A 22,337-nucleotide genomic window follows, 5' to 3' on the forward strand; every position below is an offset into this window, starting at 1 on the left:
AATGGTCAAAGTAATCATAGATGGAGATGCTTGTCCTGTTGTTAATTCAGTGATTGAATTAACTAAAGGGACAGGCATTTTTGTTAACGTTTTAAGAAGTTTTAGTCACTTTTCTCATCAAATTCAGCCTGAACATGTAAAAACTGTGTATGTTGACGATGGGACAGATGCTGTTGATTATAAAATTGTACAATTAGCTAGAAAGGAAGATATTGTCATTACTCAAGATTATGGCCTAGCTAGTTTACTTATAGACAAAGTACATATTGTAATGCATCATAAAGGAAGTATATATCGTGCTGATAATATTCAAACTCTGTTAGACCAACGTTATCTTAATGCACAAATTAGAAAGCAAGGTGGCCGACATAAAGGTCCTCCGCCTTTTACTAAGAATGACAGATTAAAATTTGAACAAACATTTACGAATGTTATTAAACAACTTTAGGAGGTCTCACATGATTAAAAGAATTGCAGTTTATTGTGGAGCAAGCAAAGGTAAAGATCCTTCATATGTAAAAGAAGCTTATGAGTTAGGAAAGTATATGGCAGAACAAGGCTACGAACTTGTATTTGGAGCTGGATCAGTAGGAATAATGGGTGCTATTCAAGATGGTGTCCTAGATCACGGCGGTAAAGCTATTGGTGTTATGCCTAGGATGTTAGATGAGCGAGAAATCACGAGTCAAAAAGTAAGTGAACTTATTTTAGTGGATTCAATGCATGAAAGAAAGAATAAAATGACAGAATTAGCAGATGCCTTTGTTATGGCTCCTGGAGGTGCTGGTTCTCTTGAAGAATTTTTCGAAATGTATAGCTGGGCGCAAATTGGTATTCATCAAAAACCTATAGGTGTCTTTAATTTAACTGGCTTCTTTGAGCCTTTACAAGCACTCATTGACCATATGATAAAAGAAGGCTTTATTGATAAAAAATATCAAAAATTAGCACCATTATTTGATACTAAAGAAGCGCTGTTAGAAGGTCTCAATAATTACAAACCACTTGGCGTACGTACATACGATTAAATAAATAACGCGTCTATAGGTTATTCTATAGACGCGTTTTGATATTAAAAAGGTTTCATCTTATTATGTTTGTATCGCAGTATGCGATTGGCTTTGAAGCACATTTAGAAATGGTACTTCAAAACCTAATCGCACTTGCGGGGGCAAGACAACGAAATCAATATTTACTGATTTCTGTCTCGCTCCCAATTGCACTAAGAACTACTAACCTTCACTTTGTGAAGGAAGTATCTTCAAGGTTTACAATTGCTCTTGCAATTGCACTAAGAACTACTAACCTTCACTTTGTGAAGGAAGTAGTTCTATGTAATATCTAACATGGCGTTTGAGGGGATGGTATTTGCTTAGGTTTGGAAATTCGAAGTTATCTAAGAAGGTCATTCCTATTTTCTCCATTACCTTTCTTGAAGGTAGATTTGTTTCAGATGTAAAACTATATAATTCAGTAATGCCTTTTTCTTTTGCGTATGACAATACAGCCTGTGCACCTTCAGTAGCTAATCCGTTACCCCAAACTTCAGGAATTAATCGCCAACCAATTTCATAAAAAGGTAGTTCTTTAAAAGGATATTTGCTGTCTTCGGGGATGTAGTTTACTCCTATAAACCCTAACCATTCACCTGTTTCCTTTAATTCAACCGCAAAAAGGCCGATTCCATTATCTTTGATAATTTCATCCATTTTTTTCATATCAAGTTCTGAACGACGGTAACTTAATAAACTTGGAAAATACCTACGGACTTGCTGATTTGCATTCATTTTCTGAAATGGTAATAAATCCTTTTCTTCCCAATCACGCAACTTCAAACGTTCAGTTTCAATGTAAGTTCCCATGTTAAACACTCCATTTTACCCATAAAGCTTAATTCAATATTATTCTAATACAAAATTAACGCGTTATGAAGTTGTCCCCACATTCATATCGCGCTAATCATTTCTGTCATTATGTTTAATTTTTATGCTTTAGAAATATAACTAATTAATTTTACGTGAACAGGAATTTCTTTTAAACGATCACGCTGTTCTTTAGGTGCAGTAAATGTTGCATCAATAAAATCATTTTGATGGTTTAAACGATATGTTGCAACGAATGTGTCTGTATCAGATTCAAAGTTTGGTAAATGTGCAATCACACGTTTAATTTCACTAGTTGAATCAATAATAGTACGTCCAGTAATATTTTCTAATTCTCTGCCCAATTCAGGTAACGTAATATTTTGTTCTTCTAAAATATTAAAATCTTGTTCGTGCATCGTTAATCTCTCCTCTTATAGATGTGTAGTATCAATCATCTTTCATAAATTTAATTCAAAATAGTATTAAATACTCACTTTGTAAATTGATTTTGTGTAATTTATCAATTATATTACCCTATTCAAAACTGCATCAAACGTTTATTGATCTGAGTTTTGTGTATTGGAAGTAGTTTTAGAATCGTTATTCTTACTTGTAGAGTCACTTTTTTGTGTCTCTTTGTTAGGCGTTTGTCCTTGGTTAGATTGCTTCGATTTTGTAGAATTTGTTGATTGTTCTGAATTAGTCGTTGAAGAATCTTCTGAATTTTTATCTTCACTTGAATTAGATGAATCTTTTTCAGATGAGTTACTAGACGAATCTTCAGCCGGCAATTCGTTGATATCTTTTTGAAGATTATCTTGCTGATCTTTAAGTTTGTTTTTTTGGTTTTCTAAATCTTTTTTCTGTTTCTTTAAATCTTTATTTTCTTTCTCTAATTGGTCAATGCTTTTTTCTAAAGAAGCTTTCTCGTTACTTTTACCACATGCTGTTAACATTAAAGTTGATGCTAAGAGTAAAGTGAACCATTTTTTCATGATAGACTCCTTTGTTAAAACTTATAAATACAATTTATTTTAACATGCTTTTTTAATTTATTCATTTTTTCCCTTTAATTTTTTAGACATTTTTAGATGCGACGTTTGATAGCCTAAATTTTCATTTAATTTTACCATGTCGTTGTTTTCTTTATTAACTGTACTTTCAATACTTATAGCATCCATTGAATTCGCCCACTGCTCAATATCTCGTTTTAACTTTGAAGCAATTCCTTGTCTTCTAAAGTCTGGTTTTACATATAGTACTTCAATTTGTACTATTTTGAGCTGCGGTTCATAATGCGCCCAAATAAATCCTTTAAGACTACCCGCATGTTCATTTATTAAAATAATATCATTCGCATATTTTAGTCTTGAAATAATCATTTCATATCTTAATGCCATTGATGTTGAAGTCACTTGATAATTAAATTCATTTTCTGAGATTAAATGTTCATGTATTCTAGCTATTTCGTTAATCCAACTCTCATCTTCCAATGTCATTTTCTTCATATAAAGAACTCCTCAATTGTTAATGATATTAATAACACTTATATGATATTATTAGTCATAATAACACGTCATATATTTTATTTATAAATAAGAATTGTCTATGAGGTTTTACTTTTAGAAAATGAAGGAGCACTTAAATTATCATGAAATCTACAGCACAATTAACTAAGGAGAATAATGTTAAATCTTTACGACTTAACAACACCGATCGTGAAATATTTGAGAATTACATGACGTATATTCGCGCTGACTTAAGCGTGAATCCTCATGATTCAGAACTTATGTTAAATCGCATTTTGAAACATTTGATTCGTGCTGAAGATAAAGGCATGCTAGCGATGGAGTTCTTTGATCATGATCCTAAAGCACATGCTAAAAAAGAAATTAAAGCGCTACCCAATGAAACCATTAAGAACATTTTTAAGTATATATATCATAATTTTATATTTTTAATAGGCATGTTTTGCTTCTTAAAGGGATTTATTGGCTTTTTTATTGGAGGAGATAGTAACTACTTGTATCTATATACTTTCCCAATAACTGTAATCGTAGGTCTCTTTATAATATTCTTATTTATATGGATGAGTTTTAGGACAATTCAATTACAATGCTTTAATAATTCACATTGGGTTTGGTGGTTAACATATGGCGTTATAGCTTTGCTATTAATTACCCTGTTTTATGTATTTTTTATTCCTCAGTCATTTTTAGCATTTGGGCCTTATATTAATGTAAGTAATTGGACGTTTATTATTATTGCAATTTTAATTACGCCTATTGCGTTTTATGTTGACCATCATTTTTATAATAGAGACGCTAACACACGCATGTAAAAAGACTTAGTTTCAGTCTTCCCACGGGAGAATTTTACTGAAAGTAAGTCTTTTATTTTCAACAAAGCATTAATTAATTAAGAACACATCTACAAAGAACCAGATTACCATAATGACCATAATGATTGCTTGAGCTACTGTACTAGCTAGAAAAGCTACAACAGAGCCTAAACTCACCTTTAAAGCTTTCTTAAAATCAAAACCATTTAATAATTCCACAACAAATACTGCAATTAAAGGAACTAATATTATGCCAAATGGTGGAAATACGAAACACCCAACGATAACACCTACAAGCGCAGTATACTCGCCCACTTTACTTCCACCAAATCGATTAACAAAGTATTTATTCATCATGAAATCAGCCACGAGAATAAATAAAGTAAATAAAATCATAGCTACGTAAAATATCCATGATAAACGGCCATCGTTAAAACCTATTTGATAAATTAAAAAACCTATCCACATGACTAGCATTGATGGAATAATCGGCTTAATTAAGCCTACAAATGCTAAGACAAACATGAGGATAATAATTATCCATAAAACTGCTGTCATCTAAATCTACTCCATATCTTCTTCAGTTATTTTTTGATCTTTTGTAAAGAAAATAAGTATCATACCAATTAGAATTGACGTCGCTGATACAAAAAAGACATTTTCCAAACCAACCCAATGGCTCATAACGCCACCTAATAAATTTCCACATAATTGACCTATAACCATTGCATTCGCAAATAACGTAGAGGCATAACCCGGGAAATCAGGTAAAATATCTTGAAAGTAACTAATTCCTAATCCTAATAGTATAGCTAAGAAAATTGCTAAGAAAACTTGACCAGCTAACATCATGTAAAAGTTTTTAAATACACCAATGCTAAAATAAAATGCGCCGCCAAAGAGCGAACCAAAAAGTAGTAAAGTTCGTGTTGGAAATTTGGCTGATATAATACCTAATATAACCATGAAAGGCACTTCAAGACCAGCACATAAACTCGCTAAATATCCTACATAACTATCACGTTCTCTTAGATAATTTGTGACGAATAATGGCATATTCATCGTGTACATCCATTGTCCAATATGTAAAAGAATAAACGCGATAAACGGAATAAATAATGCTTTATCTTTAAACATATTTGGAGCGGATTTCTCAACATGATGTTGCGATGAGACTTGGTATTCAACTGGTAAATTCTGATAGAAAAAGACTTGTAGAATTAAGGTGAACAATAGAATAGCTACCGTTCCACCAAATAACCCAGAATATCCATTTAATTCGATTAATTGTGACCCTATAAAAGGACCAAATAAAAATCCTAATGAAAACATGGAACGTAACACGGTATTTGCAAACTTCGCACGATCTCGCGAACTTGAGATATTAATTGACTCTCTTGCAGAAGCATATAATTGCGGCATTGCTGGAGCAAATAAACCTTGGAAAATTGCATATAGAACTATAAATAACCAGATTTGATGAACATAAAAATAAATAGAAAAGCTTACGGCACCCATGAATAGTGCACTAATAATAAGGACTTTCCTATTAACATTATGTGTATCAGAAAACCTAGCAATAATTGAATTCACTACGAATTGACTAACTGCAGCTAATGCTAATAATAAACCATATTGAGTTGTTGTCATTCCTAAATCTTTTGTAGCGAATAAGACGAGGTATGGTACAGTCACTGCTATACCCATGCCGAGTAGCATCATATTCACAACAAACAGTTTATAGTTTTTAATATGAAACAGTGCTGTAAACAATTTTCAAACCTCTATTCTTTTATTAAATTGTACTTTTTTTAAAATAGACTAAATAGCAATACCTTTTAAAAATTTATCGAATAAAATTCAACATTAGATTTACAAATGAATCTACTTGAGGCAGTTGCAACATACTTCCATCATAACTCATATAAGTTGAGCGTATGAGAGGTTCTTCATCAATACTAACCTTCTCAAATTCAAACATATTTTTATCGATATGCTTCATCATAATTTCAGGTAAAATCGTTACCCCCACACCACTTAAAAGCATTTCCTTACAAGTTGCAACTTGGTCCACCGTTATCGTTGCATGATAATCTTGACCTAAATTATCATTGTACCATTGCTTAATTTGATTAATATAAATAGGATCTGCTTGAAATTCAATAAATGGTAACTTTGTAACATCCTCACGTCGATCTTTGGGATAAATAAAGTAGTGGTCATCATTAAATAGGTGTGTATTAGATAGATTCATGACTTTATTCCCTCTGGTAATCATGACGTGATAATCTCGATGATTTGCTTTAATCTGTTCAGTAGATCCTACTTGAACTTGGATTTCTACGTTAGGAAACTGTGTATTGTATAAACTCAATACTTCGGGTAATAACGTTTGGCCGATTAAAGACGAACATCCTATTGAAATCGTACCATTCACCTCTCCGATATGTGCCTGCATTTTATCGAAGAATAAACGTTCACGTTTCAACATATCACGCGCATGGTCAATAATCATAGCGCCTTCAGTTGTAGTGATCAATTGTTTTTTTGTACGAATAAATATTTCTACTCCAAACGAACCCTCAATCGCTTTTAAACGTTGAGTTACAGCTGGTTGTGAAATATATAATATCTCTGCCGCTTTACGTAACGTTTTTGTTTCATCTAGAGTGATGAGTAAACGATAATCATCAATTTTCATAGCGTCCCCCTAAATATTTCTATCCTTAAATCTTTGCTATGATGATTTAGCTTTAGTTGATTAACCTTCAACCACATATCCTTTTAATGTCATTACTTTGCTTTACGTCGGTGATGTTTATGCTTATTTTTGGGTTTAAAAGGACGTTTATGCTTATTTCTTAGAGATTTATGATAAATTTTATTGTAACAATGCATGACCTTGTCTTGAACCTCTGAAAAGTTCTCTTCTATTTCAATCATTAATTGATGAGCAATAATATAAGCCTCATGATATTGTTTCTTAGAAATTTGCTTATTTTGCAAGGCATACATCAAATCATCTTCGTCTACAAGTTCATATTCCCCAGTAGGTAACACCAGCACATCTAAACATAAATCTAACGTACGTGCATTTCCCTTTTGAGTGATATTTTTAATATTAATATCAAAATAATATTCTAGCGGATTACCTTTATCATCAAACATGACTGTAATACTATATCGCTTTTTTTCTGGTAGTATTTGCAACCATCTATAATTGTCATCTGCAACTATTATGTTTTGTCCAACTACCGTCACCTCTAAAGGCTCACGAACCTTTTTCATCGTGACCAAGCCGATAATACCTTTAAATCTATTATTATTAACTTTAACCTCTGTATACTCTCTCTCTACCAGGCGACGCCAGTGACGTTTGTCTATATATTTTACTTTCACAGTCACCAACTCCTTATTTTTATTATATAAAACTGGTTAGTTAATGTCATCTTAATGTTTTTAGATTAATGACTTTTACACTGTTATTTTCAAAATTATATTAAAACTATTTTACTATAAATTGATGTAATTTACTTAAAATTGATAATGTTACTATGTTTTAATATTAACTCTAGATATTTCCAGAATTTTCTAATTAATGAGTGGTAAGTCTTAAATGTTATTTTGCCTCAACAAAAGAAAGAAATAAATTAATTGAAGAAAAGTAATGAAAGAACTTGAATATATTGTAGATGTTGCGAAAAAACTCTTTGACTCAGCCAATTAACAAACTTATTTTGACACTAAAAGTTTAATTTATATTAAAAAAACCTTTAAACGGACTAAGTTTAAATCCATTTAAAGGCTTCATTTATTACAATACAGCGTATTTTCTTATAATATTTTCTAAGTCGGGATAATGCTTTAACAATTGGTCTTGTTTCAACAATTCGAAATGTTCAAATTCGAAGGCAGGTTGACACATGCATCCGACAAGGCTATAACCCTCATTATCATCTATAGAAGATGCAAATATTGTACCTTTAGGAACACAATATTGTAATACATCTCCAGCGGATATATTTTGACCTAATTTCACACTACGATACTTACCTTGTGGTGTAATCATGTGAATAGTTAATGTTTCTCCGGCATGATGATACCATACTTCATCTGCGTCAATTCGGTGAAAATGAGAAATATTGTCATGTGTTAAGAGGAAATATATACTACTATAAGGTGCTCTATTAAGCGTATCTTCACGTAGTGTTTCTCTATAATAACCGCCTTCAGGATGAGCTATTAATTTAAGTTCTTGAATCCACTCTTTTGAAGTTTTCATTATTTTAAATCTACATTGTGGAATACGTTTTGAACATCTTCTAAATCTTCAAGTGCGTCCACTAACTTCTCAAATGTGGCTTGATCTTCTTCAGATAACTCAATATCTGTTTGAGGCAACATTTCAAATTCTGCTACTTTAAAATCCTCAACCCCAGATTCACGTAAAGCATCTTGAACTTGAGCAAATTGATCAGGTTCTGCATAAACAATTGTTAATCCATCTTCATCAATGACATCTCTCACATCAACATCTTGTTCCATTAATGTTTCTAAGATTTCATCTGCAGATTTACCTTCTACACCGAAAGTCGCTGTATGATCAAACATGTAAGCTACTGAACCAGAAACACCCATATTTCCGCCATTTTTACCGAAGGCTGCACGCACATCTGAAGCTGTACGATTCACATTATTTGTTAAGGCATCAACAATTAACATTGAACCACTTGGTCCAAAGCCTTCATATCTTAAATGATCGTAATTTTCCTCACCAGCACCTTTAGCTTTATCAATAGCTCTATCAATAATGTGATTAGGTACTGAATATGTTTTAGCACGTTCCAATACTAATCTTAGTGCTTGGTTAGATTCTGGATTAGGTTCTCCAGATTTTGCTGCTACATATATTTCTTTGCCGAATTTGGCATAAATTCTACTCGTATTTTTATCTTTTTGGGCCTTTTTCTCTTTAATGTTGTTCCATTTACGTCCCATAATGTCATCTCACTTTCGTACTCTATGTTCTTCATTATATATTTAGCAGTAATTTTTGTAAAATCTCTTAAACAGATGTAAACTACTGCTATATCAATATTTTTAAAGTGATATTTAACTGAATTTATTCTGTTTTCTACAATTATTATTAAAAAACAAAGATGCTTTTTAGTTCCTCTCATCTTTGTGCTAAAAATTTTGTGATTTATATCAGTCTCTATCTAGCATAATACTTATGTATGTATACATGGAATAAACATAAAAAGTGTCGATTTATAATATTTATAAATCGACACCCTCAATTAGATATTTAAAAAGTTTTCAACGTCATCAAATAAAGCATTAAATATTTCCAAGTTTTCTTCACTCATATATAGAAAAATTTTTCTTTCATCTCTAGTTGATCTTACTTTGCTTAATTTCTCTTTATCTATTAATCTTCGAATTGATACTAGTAACTTTGTTCTACTTAATTCTAATTCACTTATAGCTATTTTTAAAAATGATTGCATAAGTATTTGTTCATCCGAACAATACTTTCTAGCTAAGTCTAGTACAGCAAGATCATTTAATGTCAACTTATATTCTTTATCTATATATTCAGATAATGCTTTATATTGTTTGTAAAATCCTAGTAGTTTTTCTAGCTTCTGTTCATTCAAGACGCGCACCTCCAAATATATCTAGACAATGTATAGTAACATTATCCTAAATATCTGGATAATTGTCTTTGGCATTTGTTTTTAATCATATGTCAAAATTACCAATAAATTTAAATTGAATTGTGTTACGCCTTTTTTATTTTGTTATTTTTTTTATAGATTTTTACAAGATAAGCCGAATTGTACTTCAAGCTTAGCTTTAATGACGATTCTGTAAAATCATGCTCAAAAATTTCAATATTAGGTCTAAAATTATCTTCTACTTTGATTAAAAATTTAGTAGACCATTGATATTCATTCCGTAAATTAGGTGGAATAATATGATTAATGTTCCCACTCTCATTATCAACTTTTACAATCATACATATATATTCATCTTTAAGTTCTTCTTCACAAAAATTAATGTAAATATCAATATTATTAAAGTTGTCTATGCTTGATTCGCTTTCAACTACTCGCCAATCATATAAATAAAGGAGATATCTATCGCTACTATCAATAATGTTATAGAACCCATTTTTAACTTTGTTTTGATTAATCATCCAACTTAAATCATTAAATATTAACCCATATGTTGTTTTAAAACCATTTTCATCAAATAAATGAACAGAATTAAATAAATCTGGATGAGAAAATAAATTTAAGCCGTACCCTGAAAAATGCTCTTTTAATTTAATAACAGACAGATATAAGAGTGGTGCACTATGACTTAAATCAATCTCTTCATTATTTAACAGTTGGTGATTAACTAAGTTTAAAAAGATGAGGTTTTCTTTACTAAAATCAAATTGATTTAAATTTACACTTAAGTGTTTCAACTGTAGAACATTTTTCAATAGAAGACCTTCATTGCTATCCATTAAATAAGGAGATGTCAATTGTGCATTGTCTATATAGAGATAATCAAATTTTAGTCTTTTAATTTGCGCTTCTAAAGATTTAAATTGAGCTGGATCGTCGACCATACAACTAATATCTAAACCGATAGTATAATTTATGTGTGTATTCTGCATTTTTAAAATATCTCTATATACACTACGTATATCTTTATCATTTAAATTGAAAATAAATTGAATCTCATAATTAGAATTGTGATTTTTCTTGTCCAATTGCTTAAGACTTGTTTTAAAACTCTCTATTAAGTCATTTATATGTTCAATTTCATTAACATTGAAAGCTATATGTAAATCATTTTCAATAATAGTTTGGCTAATATAATTTTTTTCATTTTGTGTTAATAATTTGCCATACTCATATAAATAAGGCATAAAGTAGAAGATAATATTAGACCCTTCATAACCCATTTTCTGATAAAGTCCTTCTAAAAATAGCAACTTCATTTCTTCAATAGTATGAATTTGGATGACTGAATAAAAAGGAGAAGCATTTACAATTTGTGAATTATCAATTCTAATTTCATCATATATATCTGAAACATCGTTAGGTATAACTGAACGGATGAGTTTTTTTAATGGCCTTTTTTTGTTTTCTGGCACCGTTTCATCTGTACAACCATTATATTTATCATATTTTTTCATAGTCCGATATTCATTAGGTGTCACACTTAGATAATTCTTGAATAATTTAGAATAAGTCGAGGCGTTACTAAATCCTAGTGCATCACTAATTTGACTAATCGTTTTATTCGTGGTTAATAACATTTCTATAGATTTACTAATTTTCAATGTATCAACGTATTTTTTAAACCCCATTCCCATTAGAGTGTGAAATTGAGAAGACAGATTAGATTTTGATATGTAGAGTTGGTTCGAGATATCTCTTAAAGTTAACCTTTCACTCATATGATTGTATATGTAATCTAATTCATCTTTTAAGTCACCATAAAAGGCATAAATGTATTGATCTTCGGCTATTTTTTTATCTATACTCGCTTCCTGAGCAAGCATTTCAACAATTTTATTAATAAGTTCATATTCTTTTTCAGTGTTCCCATCAATATAATTTAATGCAAGTTGAGCCATCAAATATTTAATTTCATTTGTAGATTTAATCAACTCAGCAGTGTAGTGGTAATCAAAAAATGCATATCCTAATTCTGCAAACCAATCACTAGAAATGTACATTTCTAATGTAGTTCCATTGTCATTGATTCCAAAAACATCCATATTATTAACAATATATAATTCATTATTAATCGTTCTTTGCTTTCTGAATTGTTGAAGATGCATACTTCCCTCAATTGGCCAAAATAAGAGTATCCCATCTTGGCATCTTGTTGTTGAATACTCGTTCTTAGAAAGTATATGCAAACAGGAATGTGACATTACTTTACCTCTTTTCCTATTTTAAATAGCCTACTATAAATAATACTTAACCATTGTTCACATTCGATAAACGCCAATTTAACACAATATGAAAATTATATCAAAAGCGAAATTATATATATAATCAATTATTTTTTATGTATCTGTTCTATCTAATTATACATTAAAAAAAGATGTGGCGTTAAAATTCCATAACTCAAACAATTATCAAGCCATTTAATAACTCAAATGCTCTCATTAGGAAGAAATACGCCCACATCTTGAATATTAAACATTATAGATTTAATTTTTGAAACGATTAGCTAATCTTAGTATATCTTCTATTATATTTAATAAATTGATAAATAGGTTAAAGCCCATTTCTCGTGGTGAAAACTGACCTCTTTTCATCCTATTGAAATCATAAAGTGTATATAATAGGAACAATAACAAGCTAATAACTGTGATTACAGTATGGAATATAGGGTTATGAATAAATAATCCTATTAAACTAGCAATAATTAATGCTATTAAAGTAACAAATAAATATTTTCCCATACTTGATGCGTCATTAATTAAGAAATACCCTACAATACCAAACGCTATAAATGCACCTATTGCAAGTAAAATATTTTTATAAAATACTTCTGCACCTAAATTTTGTAGATATGCAGTAAACATCGCATATGAAAGTAGTCCGACAATAATAGCGTATATATGCGAGATGATGAGACCATATTTACGCGCCCGTTTTATAAATAATGTAGCCAGTAAAATAACAAATAACGCTATAGATAGAGGTTTTCTCCAAGACATAGGTAAGTATTGACCGAAGTAACAACCTATTCCAAAAATAATCCAATAGTACATAAAGAACAGCCATACCTTACCGTAAGCATGGGATTGATGCTTATCTTTAGAGTGATTTTGTGATTTGTTTGCACTTTGAGTCGATTGGGACATTTTTTAATCTCCTTTTATACTAAAAAATTCTCAATTACTAAAAGTTTACAATAACCAATAAAAATTCTAAAGTGTTTAACTTAGTATTATCTAAATATAAAGAAGTTTCCGAAAACTTATCTATAATTAATATTACTTTATTACAATTTATAAAACTTTCATGAATTAATTTTAATCAAAAAAGTCTATAAATCCTTTAAAATCAACTAATACAGGTTATATGTACTTTTCGTAAAAATTGTTAACAATATTACAAGATAATAACAAAGCCCACAGAGGCTATTATTTTTGTTAGTATTGGGTACGTAATAAGAAAGTATAGTCAAAAGTAATTAAAGAGTTAGGTTCATGTTTTAAGACTTCTGGGGACAAATGTCTACATAATAAACACAATCAATTTAATTTAATTACATTTAAGGAGGAGTCACTTTGAAAAAGTTAGCCTTTGCAGTAACAGCCGCTTCAGGTGCAGCCGCAGTACTTTCACATCATGATGCTGAAGCTTCAACCCAGCATAAAGTTAAATCAGGAGAATCTTTATGGAGTATTGCTCAAAAATATAATACTTCAGTAGAAAACATTAAACAAAATAATAATTTAAATAATAACATGGTGTTCCCTGGACAAGTTATTAATGTAGGTGGAAGTGCTTCACAAAGCTCTAATTCAAACGCTTCTTCTAACACAGGTTCAGCTTCTACACACACTGTAAAAGCTGGAGAATCATTAAACATTATCGCCAATAAATATGGTGTTTCAGTTAACGCTTTAATGAAAGCAAACAATTTAAATGGTTATTTAATTACACCTGGCCAAACATTAAAAGTACCTAATGGTGGATCAGGCGCTGGTGCAGCTGGTACAGCTACTCCATCTACAGGAAATGATTACAACTCACCTTCATTTAACCACCAAAACTTATATACTGAAGGTCAATGTACTTGGTACGTGTTCGATAAACGTGCACAAGCTGGTAAACCAATTAGCACATATTGGTCAGATGCTAAATATTGGGCAGCAAACGCAGCAAATGATGGTTATCAAGTAGATAATAACCCAACTGTAGGTGCTATTATGCAAAGCACTCCAGGACCATACGGTCATGTTGCTTATGTTGAACGAGTTAATGGAGACGGAAGTATTCTAATCTCAGAAATGAACTATACTAATGGACCATACAACTCTGATTATCGTACAATTCCAGCTTCAGAAGTATCACTTTACGCTTATATTCATTAATTCAATAGATTTATTGATTACCACTTAAGGCATCTACCCGTCTTAAGTGGTTTTTTTATGCCAAATTCTCTTCTATTATATATGTCGTAGTTATTTATACTCCGCCATTACTAATAATAATGAAAAATTTAACCATTCAGTTAAATATTTCCTGGGTATAAACATTAATCCCCCTCACAAATTTATTATTCAAAACACAAAAATACCAACAAAACCTTTGATTTTGTTGGTATTTTGCTACTTATAAGCTTATTAAAGTTACAAGTCTTTATATCTAATATTGCTATGTTATATCTTATTTTAAAAATAGATGCATGATAAAGTACACAATGCCAGCCAATAATGCTGAAATTGGTAACGTAATTACCCAAGTAATAACCATTCGTTGAGCTGTACTCCATTTTACACCTTTAGCGCGGTTAGAAGCGCCTACACCAAGGATTGATGAAGAGACAACGTGAGTTGTTGATAACGGGAAGTGTAGTGATGACGCTACGAAAATTGTTAATGCAGAAGAAAGATCTGCTGCTGCTCCGTTAGCCGGACGAATTTTCATAATGTTACCACCAACAGTTTTGATGATTTTCCAACCACCTACTGCTGTACCCAGACCCATTGCAGTGGCACAAGCAATTTTAACCCATAACTGAGGTTCTACACTTGAACCAGTCTGAAGATTCGCAACGATTAATGCTAAAGTGATAATCCCCATTGATTTCTGAGCATCGTTCGTACCATGTGAGAATGATTGTAATGCTGCAGTAAAGATTTGGAAAAATCTAAAGTTACGATTTGCACGTGTTAAATTTGCGTTTTTAAATACGACTTTCACGATAGAATACATAATAAAACCAACACAAAATGCAATGATTGGTGAAATAATTAATACAATAATTATCTTCGTGAATCCTTGATAATGTAGTACTGCAAATGAACCTTGAGAAGCTATAGCCGCACCAGCAATTGACCCAATTAATGCATGTGATGAAGAACTTGGAATACCATATAACCAAGTTACTAAGTTCCAAATAATTGCTGCAATAATTGCTGCTAAAACAACAACTAGACCATGTTGTAATTTAAATGGATCAACAATATCCTTTGTAATTGTTCCGGCTACCCCAGTAAATGTTAAGGCACCAATAAAGTTCATTACTGCTGCTAATAAAATAGCAGATCTAGGAGTTAAAGCTCTTGTAGAAACAGCAGTTGCTACAGCGTTGGCAGTATCATGGAAACCATTGATAAAGTCAAATACTAATGAAAATATAACTATAGCTATCGTGACGATTAAAATATATGACATAAATGAGGACTCCCTTAGCTATTTTTCATAATTATAGTTTCAAAGTTATTAGCAACTGTTTGGCATTTATCAGCAATTTCTTCCATACTTTGATAAATATCTTTTATTTTAATTAATGTGATTGGATCTGTTTCACTGTTAAAGATGTGTTTCATTGACTGTCTTAAGATTCCGTCACAATTTGTTTCAAATTCTTTAATATTAATAGAATGAATACGCATGTGAGATAATTTTTTGTCTACTAATAATCCTACTGCTAACTTCATTTCAGCAACTGCTTTTTGAATATTTTCAACAAATTCAGCCATGTATTCATCTGTATATTCAATTGAATACATTTCAAACATAGCAGATGTCTCTTCCATCGCATCTAAAACATCGTCGATTGCATTACATAAAGATAGGATATCTTCACGTTCGATTGGTGTAATAAACGTTTGATTCAAGTCAGTAATAACTTGGTGCATCAACTCGTCACCATGTGACTCATACGTTTTAATATTATCAGAATAAGCTTTCAAATCTAAATGTGTGTTGAAATCCATTTTTCCGAATTCAATTGCTGCACGATCTAGGTTGAATACCATTTCTTCTAATTGAACCATGAACTTATCCTTTTTCTTACTAAACATTCAAAATCCTCCATTTTGAGCGATTGTCACCAATCACATTCATAAATTTTTAATCCGTAAGACAAGTGGTTTAGGAACATATTTACAATTTTCAGAAAAAAGTAGTAAGCAATACTCTTATTGTAAAAAATATGTAAATTAATTATAAAGTTAAAACAAGCTGATGTTCTTAAATATCCCGTTTTGTCCCTACTTGAAAATAGCACAAAATTTACATAACTACAATTCTATTTACAAATTCTTAACAAATAAGAAACTTAAACTTTACATATTTTCCTGAATAAGATGTTCATAGTCCTATTTTTAAATTAGTGATCAAATTCTAAAACGAAATTCTAATTTTAGAAATCAATCAAAAAATTAATTAGAGCGCTTAAATTCTACTCCATTACAAAGTTAACGATTTCTCTCTTAAAATTCAAATATTTATAAAATGATGCTAAACAATATTGATATGTAACTAAACATGCACTTCCAAATGCATTTATTTAAGCTATGTGATTTAAAAAATAACCATTATCCATAAATTAAGGCTCAGCATCAAATTGTCTTGTGATGCTAAGCCTCATAAATCATAATATTCTATTCTATAATAGGTGAATTAAATTGAATGTCTAATTGTTCGCTTAGAATGATTATAGCCTATAATCGCGAACACTGCGTAAATACCTGTATATAAAGCCATAACAATAAATATAGGTAATTGATTAGTTACACCCATTAAATGCATGTAGGCAATCGACGCAAAATAACCATGTAATAACGCAATAATCAAAGGTAAACCGAAATTAAAAATGACTTTTAACTTCAACCCTTTTGCCATATCTTGATGCGTAAAACCAAGTTTTCTCAATATAGAATAGTTTTCTAACTCATCTTCAGTTTCATCAATTTGTTTAATATATATAATACAGCCAGCAGCAATTAAAAACGTTATTCCTAGGAATGATGTTACAAATAATAGTACGCCAGTTAAACTCGATATTTCACTTGCAGCTTCACTACGTGTTTCAATATCTTTACTAATACTTTGGACGATTTTCTCCAATTCAGGTAAGTCCTTTTTGTGTTTTATATCAAACCCATATTGAGATACAATATGTTTTCCTTTAGCGTGTTCTCTCAATCTCTGATAATCCTCATCATTTAACACGAGTGTTGCTCCACCTAAATCTACACTAGACATAAAGTAAACTTTATTAATTGCTTTTCTGAGTTTTACTTTAACATAATTATTTTTTGTACCTATAAGAGTTGAACCTTTACGATCAACTTTAACTACATCTTTAATTGAACCTCTAGGGACTATGATATCTGTTTGACCACTACCAATATTAACATTAGGGATGTATTTATCACTTGTTACAGCAATCACACTTGGCCTTGAAATACCTTCTGTAAACATATGATCTTTATACAAATGAGCATAGACAACTTCTTTATAATTATAGTAATGTTCAACGTTACGATTGTTTAATTCATATGCTAACTGATTTGCCTGCTTTTGACTTTTCAAAGTGACGTCATGAGGTGAACTTAGTAAGACTTCATTCGTTAAAGTACTTCTACTTAAAGCCGCAAAACATAGCACAGAAACTGTAATAGCCGACACAACTGCCATCACCGTTAATGAAAAAGCATTTTTTCTGATACGGTAAATGATAGATGATGTAAACATGACATCTGTCACACTGACATTGCCATTTCTAAAGTATTGTATAGTTTTTAAAATTAAAGATACAGTACTTCTAAAGAAAAAGTATGATCCTAAAACAGTTAAAAATAGAATAACGAAAGGTTGTAAAATTGAATCAACATTTTCAACTAATTTAGTTGATAAAAAGTATCCAACACAAATCATAATAATCCCAAGTAAACCTAAGATAACTTCACTCAATGTAATTTTAGTATCATTTACTTCTTTTTTAGTAAAATCATGTGCAAGCTCATGAATCGAACGTTTACGTATAAAAATGTAACTTTGAATAATAATAAGTATATACGCTACCAAAATGAGTAAAAGAGTCTCTAACACTGCATGAAAATTAAAAATAATAGACACACTAATATTTATGCCCAGTAATCGAAGCACAATCATTAAAAGTATTTTCGAACCAAAAATACCTACAGCAATACCAATAATTACTGTTATTACAAATGTCATTAATTGCTCAAGCATAATCATTCTCATTATGTTTGATCGCGTTAGTCCTATAATTTGTAAAAGTGAAAGCTCACGCCCTCGTCTTTTCATAAATAAAAAATTTGCATAAAGTAGAAATACAATAATAATTATAAAAAGAAAATAACTACCAACTTGAGAACCTTCTTTAATAATCGGGTAGGATTGATTTCCATGAAGATGGTGAGCATATTTTAATGTAACAAAACTAAAATATAATACCACGCTTATAATTAGTGATAATAGATAAATGGCATAACGCGCAATATTTTGCTTAAAGTTTTTAAAGATAATCTGATTAAAACTCATAATTTACTCCACCAAGTACACTTTGTGTTCTGATAATTTCTTTATAAAAAGTTTGTTTATCATCATCACCTTGATATATTTCAGTAAAAATTTGTCCATCTTTTAGCATAACGACTCTATTTGAGAAACTTGCTGCAACTGGATCATGCGTAACCATAATAATCGTTGTTTGAAATCTTTCATTCATATAGGTCAATCTTTTGAGTAGGTCTTGAGTACTTTTAGAATCCAAAGCTCCTGTTGGTTCATCAGCAAATATAATTGAAGGTAAATTAATGAATGCTCTTGCTGCAGAAGTACGTTGACGTTGGCCGCCAGATAACTCGGATGGATATTTATCACTAATATCACTAATATTTAACGCTTCAACAATTCGATTATAACGTCTAGCCATTTCTTCTTTTCCAACTTTTTGAACAGATAAAGGTAGCATAATATTCTCTTTTACCGTTAAAGTATGTAGGATATTATAATCTTGGAAGATAAAACCAATATCTTTTTTTCTTATTTCAGAAAGTTGCTTATTAGATAATCTTTCTAATTGTTTACCATTCAATGTAATTGAACCTTTTGTCATATAATCAATTGAGCTTAGGACATTTAACAATGTTGTCTTCCCTGAACCAGATGGTCCCATAATTGAGATGAATTCGCCTTCATCTACACTCAAATTAATATCTTTTAATACTTCTTGAGCTACATTTTTACTTCCATATATTTTTGACAATTGTTTAACTTCTAATATAGTCAAATCATCACTCCTGACTTACTTTAAACATTTATGCTCTCTAATTCAGCCAAAGCTAAACAAGTTCAAATTATCATCACTTTATACACTTATATTATAACGACTAAAAATTACAATTGTGATAATTGTAAGTAACAAAACGCATGTTTAAAATGACAATCTTGTCACTTTAGACATGCGCTCTACAATTTCATTTTGTTGAGGGAAAATTAAATAAAATGTAGTGCCTTCGCCTACTACAGACTTAACCTTCACGCCAATGCTCAATTGATCTTTAACACTATTCACTAAATATAACCCCATCCCCGAAGAAGCTGTTTCATTTCGATTAAGAGTAGATGTGAATCCTCTATCGAATATACGAGGTAAGTCTTTCTTACTTATTCCTCTTCCATGGTCTTTAATTTTTAGAACAACGTGACCATTTTTCATATAACTTGATAATTCAATTGTAGTATTATCACTATATTTCAATGAATTAGATAAAATTTGTCTAATCATCATTCTGCACCATTTCACATCTGTAAACACTTTATCGACATCTTCAAAGTCTAGATCGAATCCTATCCCTTTCGCTTGACTGATATGACGTGTTAATTGTATTTCATCAATCACCATACGTTTTAACTCCACATGATCGAAGTACATATCATGATTCTTTGATTCTAAACGCGTTAAATATAATTGCTTATCTAACATCTCATTAATTCTCGACCACTCAAATAATAACGCTTTTTTACGTTGTTCATCGGTTTCTTGATCGATTAATAATTTCATTGCTGTCACAGGTGTTTTAATATCATGTACAAACTCTGTGATTGTTTGTTCATGGTTATTAATTTGTAATTGTTGCTCAACGACCTGATCTTTTTGTGCTGTGATATGACGATATAAGTAATCAATTGTTAGTTGTTGAAATGGCGTTTCCGCTAAATCTTTATGTTTGATTTCCTCTATTTCTTTGTTTTTATAAAAGTGCTTTGACAAGCGGACTTCCTTTACGAAAGTAAATATTAAGAAAAGGACACTTAATCCTAGATTGAGCACAACAATATAGCCTACACTCTCAACTGAAATATCATAATCAATGTAGGCGATACCCAACATAATTACATTTAAAAATATAATCCATAGTATCCAATTACTCCGAGACCTAACAAATAACCAAAACCATTTAAAGTTATTCATGAGCCATATATCCTTTACCGACTTTCGTCTCTATCGCATCATCCATACCAATTTCTGCCAATTTTTTTCTAAGGCGATTCACGTTAACGGTAAGTGTATTATCACTCACAAACGCTTCATCATCCCATAGTGCTGTAATCAACGTATCTCGTGTCACAATTTGATTCTTTTTATTAATAAGCATCTCTAAAATAATCATCTCTGTCTTAGATAAGAAGATTGTTTTGTCGGCTTTTTGAATGCTATCTTTTGATAAATCCACTACAGTATCTTGCCAATTTAAAGTGCGTTTCTCTTCGACGCCAAATTCATAGACACGTCTATAAATAGCTTGTAACTTCGCAATAAGTACATTAGTATAGAAAGGTTTTTGCATGTAATCATCTGCACCGAGTTCCATACTCATAACTTGATCCATTGGATTATCTCTTGATGAGAGGAATAAGATAGGAACATTTGATTCTTGTCTCATTTTTCTACACCAATAAAACCCGTCATATTTAGGGAGTTGAACGTCTAGAATAACGATTTCTGGATTAAATCTCTCAAAAGTGTCCATTACATTACCAAAATCTTCCACACCTACTACGTTGAAATCCCATTGCTCTAATTCTTTTTTTAATTCTTGAAATAGCGTATTGTCATCTTCGACCAATAGTATTTGCATAACAAATCACCTGAAATTATTTAGTATATTTAAATTTCTCACCTGATTGAACACGTCCTTGAAAATGCTTAATCCTGCAATCAATCTCAAACCCTCGCATAAGTAAACCTTGAATAGGTGCTTGAATAAAGTAATAAATCGGCCAGAATAATTTAGGTATATAATCATATAAGTGAACCATCACTAAAGACGTTCCTTTAAGAAGTCTAAATTCTAACTTACCTTGCTTTTTAAGATTGGGTTTGGCTAACTTACCACCAACAAGATGTAACGTAATGATATCTTCGGCAGTCTGTTTTTTCTTAAAAATTGCTAAAGGTTTTCTACTATTTTTACGATAAATAATATAATCTTCATCTTCTTTTTTGGTATGTACAAACGTACCTTTAGTTTCATCTAACCATTGACTATAGTAGTCTACAAGTTGATTCAAAGTCCACTTTTTCGGCAGGACCATTTTCATCGCTGTACGAACATCATCATATTTGGAAGTTTGTAATTCAACATTAATATGCGGACGTTTCACTTCTACATTTGTACGTTCTACAGGAGCACCATAAGCGCCTAATCTTTCCATCGTTTCATTGTCGTGACGACTTCCAGGTATATAAATTAATTTTTTAATTTGATTTATTGCTGCTGCTCTACCAAAGTTATCTGCAGCTATTAAATTTAAATCACGAGCGGTTGCTTGAGTTAGTTTTGCAGAGTTTTTAGTTGGATCTAAATAAAACACAGCTACATCCATGCCTGCCATAGATTGAACTACATTTTCATAATTAAAAATATCACTCTTCAACCATGTAATCTCTTCTATAGATCCTTTATCAGGTTTAGGATATTTAGATAATGCGTAAAGCTCAGCATCTTTTTCTATTACTCTACTCAAATATTTACCGATATAGCCGGTTCCACCTGCAAGCAAAACTTTAGGCTTCATGGTTATCGACTCCTTAACTTTTTCTAATAATTA

At 30.9% G+C, this 22,337-nt stretch carries 25 protein-coding genes; 4 read left to right on the forward strand and 21 right to left on the reverse strand.

Annotation, left to right across the window (positions count from 1 at the left end; genetic code table 11):
- The first annotated feature begins 1 nt into the window (after window position 1).
- Together HMPREF2706_RS10310 and HMPREF2706_RS10315 are read left to right on the forward strand one after the other, a co-directional pair.
- The gene (locus tag HMPREF2706_RS10310; protein WP_030059130.1) at window positions 2–448 is read left to right on the forward strand and encodes a YaiI/YqxD family protein; all 447 of its coding nucleotides are present in this window, start codon (window positions 2–4) and stop codon (window positions 446–448) included.
- Window positions 449–461: 13 nt separating this feature from the next.
- A complete protein-coding gene (locus HMPREF2706_RS10315; RefSeq protein WP_070862381.1) occupies window positions 462–1,028 on the forward strand; it encodes an LOG family protein in 567 nt (188 codons plus the stop codon).
- A gap of 63 nt (window positions 1,029–1,091) precedes the next feature.
- Here the strand turns inward: HMPREF2706_RS10315 and HMPREF2706_RS12415 are convergent, their stop codons facing one another.
- From HMPREF2706_RS12415 to HMPREF2706_RS10335, 5 genes are all read right to left on the reverse strand, one after another.
- Window positions 1,092–1,223 (reverse strand): hypothetical protein, encoded by a 132-nt coding sequence (locus HMPREF2706_RS12415; RefSeq protein WP_256322979.1) that lies wholly within the window; start codon window positions 1,221–1,223, stop codon window positions 1,092–1,094.
- Between the two features lie 78 nt (window positions 1,224–1,301).
- Window positions 1,302–1,862 carry a GNAT family N-acetyltransferase gene (locus HMPREF2706_RS10320; protein WP_002432980.1) on the reverse strand — a complete coding sequence of 187 codons (561 nt, stop codon included), beginning with the start codon at window positions 1,860–1,862 and terminating at the stop codon, window positions 1,302–1,304.
- Between the two features lie 122 nt (window positions 1,863–1,984).
- A complete protein-coding gene (locus HMPREF2706_RS10325) occupies window positions 1,985–2,281 on the reverse strand; it encodes a hypothetical protein (protein ID WP_030059136.1) in 297 nt (98 codons plus the stop codon).
- Between the two features lie 141 nt (window positions 2,282–2,422).
- The gene (locus HMPREF2706_RS10330; RefSeq protein WP_030059138.1) at window positions 2,423–2,860 is read right to left on the reverse strand and encodes an SA0632 family lipoprotein; all 438 of its coding nucleotides are present in this window, start codon (window positions 2,858–2,860) and stop codon (window positions 2,423–2,425) included.
- Between the two features lie 57 nt (window positions 2,861–2,917).
- The gene (locus HMPREF2706_RS10335; RefSeq protein ID WP_030059140.1) at window positions 2,918–3,373 is read right to left on the reverse strand and encodes a GNAT family N-acetyltransferase; all 456 of its coding nucleotides are present in this window, start codon (window positions 3,371–3,373) and stop codon (window positions 2,918–2,920) included.
- Between the two features lie 143 nt (window positions 3,374–3,516).
- Here HMPREF2706_RS10335 and HMPREF2706_RS10340 point away from each other — a divergent pair, with 143 nt between their 5' ends.
- Complete coding sequence (locus tag HMPREF2706_RS10340) at window positions 3,517–4,206, forward strand: DUF1129 family protein (RefSeq protein ID WP_023350700.1); 690 nt, start codon at window positions 3,517–3,519, stop codon at window positions 4,204–4,206.
- A 69-nt stretch (window positions 4,207–4,275) separates the two neighbouring features.
- On the opposite strand, the gene HMPREF2706_RS10345 is transcribed toward HMPREF2706_RS10340, so the two are convergent.
- The 9 genes from HMPREF2706_RS10345 to HMPREF2706_RS10385 form a co-directional block, all read right to left on the reverse strand.
- On the reverse strand, window positions 4,276–4,764 hold the full coding sequence (locus tag HMPREF2706_RS10345) for a DUF456 domain-containing protein (RefSeq protein WP_030059142.1): 489 nt from the start codon (window positions 4,762–4,764) through the stop codon (window positions 4,276–4,278).
- 6 nt (window positions 4,765–4,770) lie between these two features.
- A complete protein-coding gene (locus HMPREF2706_RS10350) occupies window positions 4,771–5,928 on the reverse strand; it encodes a sugar efflux transporter (protein ID WP_168992770.1) in 1,158 nt (385 codons plus the stop codon).
- 124 nt (window positions 5,929–6,052) lie between these two features.
- The gene (locus HMPREF2706_RS10355; RefSeq protein ID WP_002433389.1) at window positions 6,053–6,907 is read right to left on the reverse strand and encodes a LysR family transcriptional regulator; all 855 of its coding nucleotides are present in this window, start codon (window positions 6,905–6,907) and stop codon (window positions 6,053–6,055) included.
- Between the two features lie 92 nt (window positions 6,908–6,999).
- On the reverse strand, window positions 7,000–7,605 hold the full coding sequence (locus HMPREF2706_RS10360; RefSeq protein ID WP_002433428.1) for a ribonuclease FAU-1 family protein: 606 nt from the start codon (window positions 7,603–7,605) through the stop codon (window positions 7,000–7,002).
- Window positions 7,606–8,020: 415 nt separating this feature from the next.
- Window positions 8,021–8,488 (reverse strand): cupin domain-containing protein, encoded by a 468-nt coding sequence (locus HMPREF2706_RS10365; RefSeq protein WP_030059146.1) that lies wholly within the window; start codon window positions 8,486–8,488, stop codon window positions 8,021–8,023.
- A complete protein-coding gene (locus tag HMPREF2706_RS10370) occupies window positions 8,488–9,204 on the reverse strand; it encodes a YebC/PmpR family DNA-binding transcriptional regulator (RefSeq protein WP_002433248.1) in 717 nt (238 codons plus the stop codon). The genes HMPREF2706_RS10365 and HMPREF2706_RS10370 overlap by 1 nt, the downstream gene beginning before the upstream one ends.
- A gap of 302 nt (window positions 9,205–9,506) precedes the next feature.
- A complete protein-coding gene (locus HMPREF2706_RS10375) occupies window positions 9,507–9,866 on the reverse strand; it encodes a transcriptional regulator, SarA/Rot family (RefSeq protein ID WP_002433103.1) in 360 nt (119 codons plus the stop codon).
- Between the two features lie 125 nt (window positions 9,867–9,991).
- A complete protein-coding gene (locus HMPREF2706_RS10380; protein WP_070862366.1) occupies window positions 9,992–12,151 on the reverse strand; it encodes a helix-turn-helix transcriptional regulator in 2,160 nt (719 codons plus the stop codon).
- A 282-nt stretch (window positions 12,152–12,433) separates the two neighbouring features.
- Window positions 12,434–13,093 carry a Bax inhibitor-1/YccA family protein gene (locus HMPREF2706_RS10385; protein WP_002433380.1) on the reverse strand — a complete coding sequence of 220 codons (660 nt, stop codon included), beginning with the start codon at window positions 13,091–13,093 and terminating at the stop codon, window positions 12,434–12,436.
- Between the two features lie 429 nt (window positions 13,094–13,522).
- On the opposite strand from HMPREF2706_RS10385, the gene HMPREF2706_RS10390 reads away from it, so the two are divergent.
- Window positions 13,523–14,332, forward strand: coding sequence for a LysM peptidoglycan-binding domain-containing protein (locus HMPREF2706_RS10390; protein ID WP_002433301.1), 810 nt, complete (start codon window positions 13,523–13,525; stop codon window positions 14,330–14,332).
- Between the two features lie 295 nt (window positions 14,333–14,627).
- On the opposite strand, the gene HMPREF2706_RS10395 is transcribed toward HMPREF2706_RS10390, so the two are convergent.
- The 7 genes from HMPREF2706_RS10395 to graX all read right to left on the reverse strand — a co-directional run bounded on the left by HMPREF2706_RS10395 (window position 14,628) and on the right by graX (window position 22,304).
- Window positions 14,628–15,638, reverse strand: coding sequence for an inorganic phosphate transporter (locus HMPREF2706_RS10395; RefSeq protein ID WP_002433186.1), 1,011 nt, complete (start codon window positions 15,636–15,638; stop codon window positions 14,628–14,630).
- A 14-nt stretch (window positions 15,639–15,652) separates the two neighbouring features.
- The gene (locus HMPREF2706_RS10400; RefSeq protein WP_002433514.1) at window positions 15,653–16,270 is read right to left on the reverse strand and encodes a DUF47 domain-containing protein; all 618 of its coding nucleotides are present in this window, start codon (window positions 16,268–16,270) and stop codon (window positions 15,653–15,655) included.
- A gap of 601 nt (window positions 16,271–16,871) precedes the next feature.
- Complete coding sequence (locus HMPREF2706_RS10405) at window positions 16,872–18,761, reverse strand: FtsX-like permease family protein (protein ID WP_023350706.1); 1,890 nt, start codon at window positions 18,759–18,761, stop codon at window positions 16,872–16,874.
- Window positions 18,751–19,512 (reverse strand): ABC transporter ATP-binding protein VraF, encoded by a 762-nt coding sequence (gene vraF / locus HMPREF2706_RS10410; RefSeq protein ID WP_002433512.1) that lies wholly within the window; start codon window positions 19,510–19,512, stop codon window positions 18,751–18,753. The genes HMPREF2706_RS10405 and vraF overlap by 11 nt, the downstream gene beginning before the upstream one ends.
- Window positions 19,513–19,656: 144 nt before the next feature.
- Entirely contained in the window at window positions 19,657–20,697 is a 1,041-nt protein-coding gene (gene graS, locus HMPREF2706_RS10415) for a histidine kinase GraS/ApsS (protein ID WP_049428823.1), read from the reverse strand.
- Window positions 20,690–21,364, reverse strand: coding sequence for a response regulator transcription factor GraR/ApsR (gene graR / locus HMPREF2706_RS10420; RefSeq protein ID WP_002433229.1), 675 nt, complete (start codon window positions 21,362–21,364; stop codon window positions 20,690–20,692). Before graR ends, graS begins: the two co-directional genes overlap by 8 nt.
- A 16-nt stretch (window positions 21,365–21,380) precedes the next feature.
- Window positions 21,381–22,304, reverse strand: coding sequence for an auxiliary protein GraX/ApsX (gene graX / locus HMPREF2706_RS10425; protein WP_049428825.1), 924 nt, complete (start codon window positions 22,302–22,304; stop codon window positions 21,381–21,383).
- Between the last annotated feature and the right edge of the window lie 33 nt (window positions 22,305–22,337).

The sequence above is a fragment of the Staphylococcus sp. HMSC067F07 genome (genome assembly GCF_001837405.1).
Taxonomy (GTDB): domain Bacteria; phylum Bacillota; class Bacilli; order Staphylococcales; family Staphylococcaceae; genus Staphylococcus; species Staphylococcus capitis.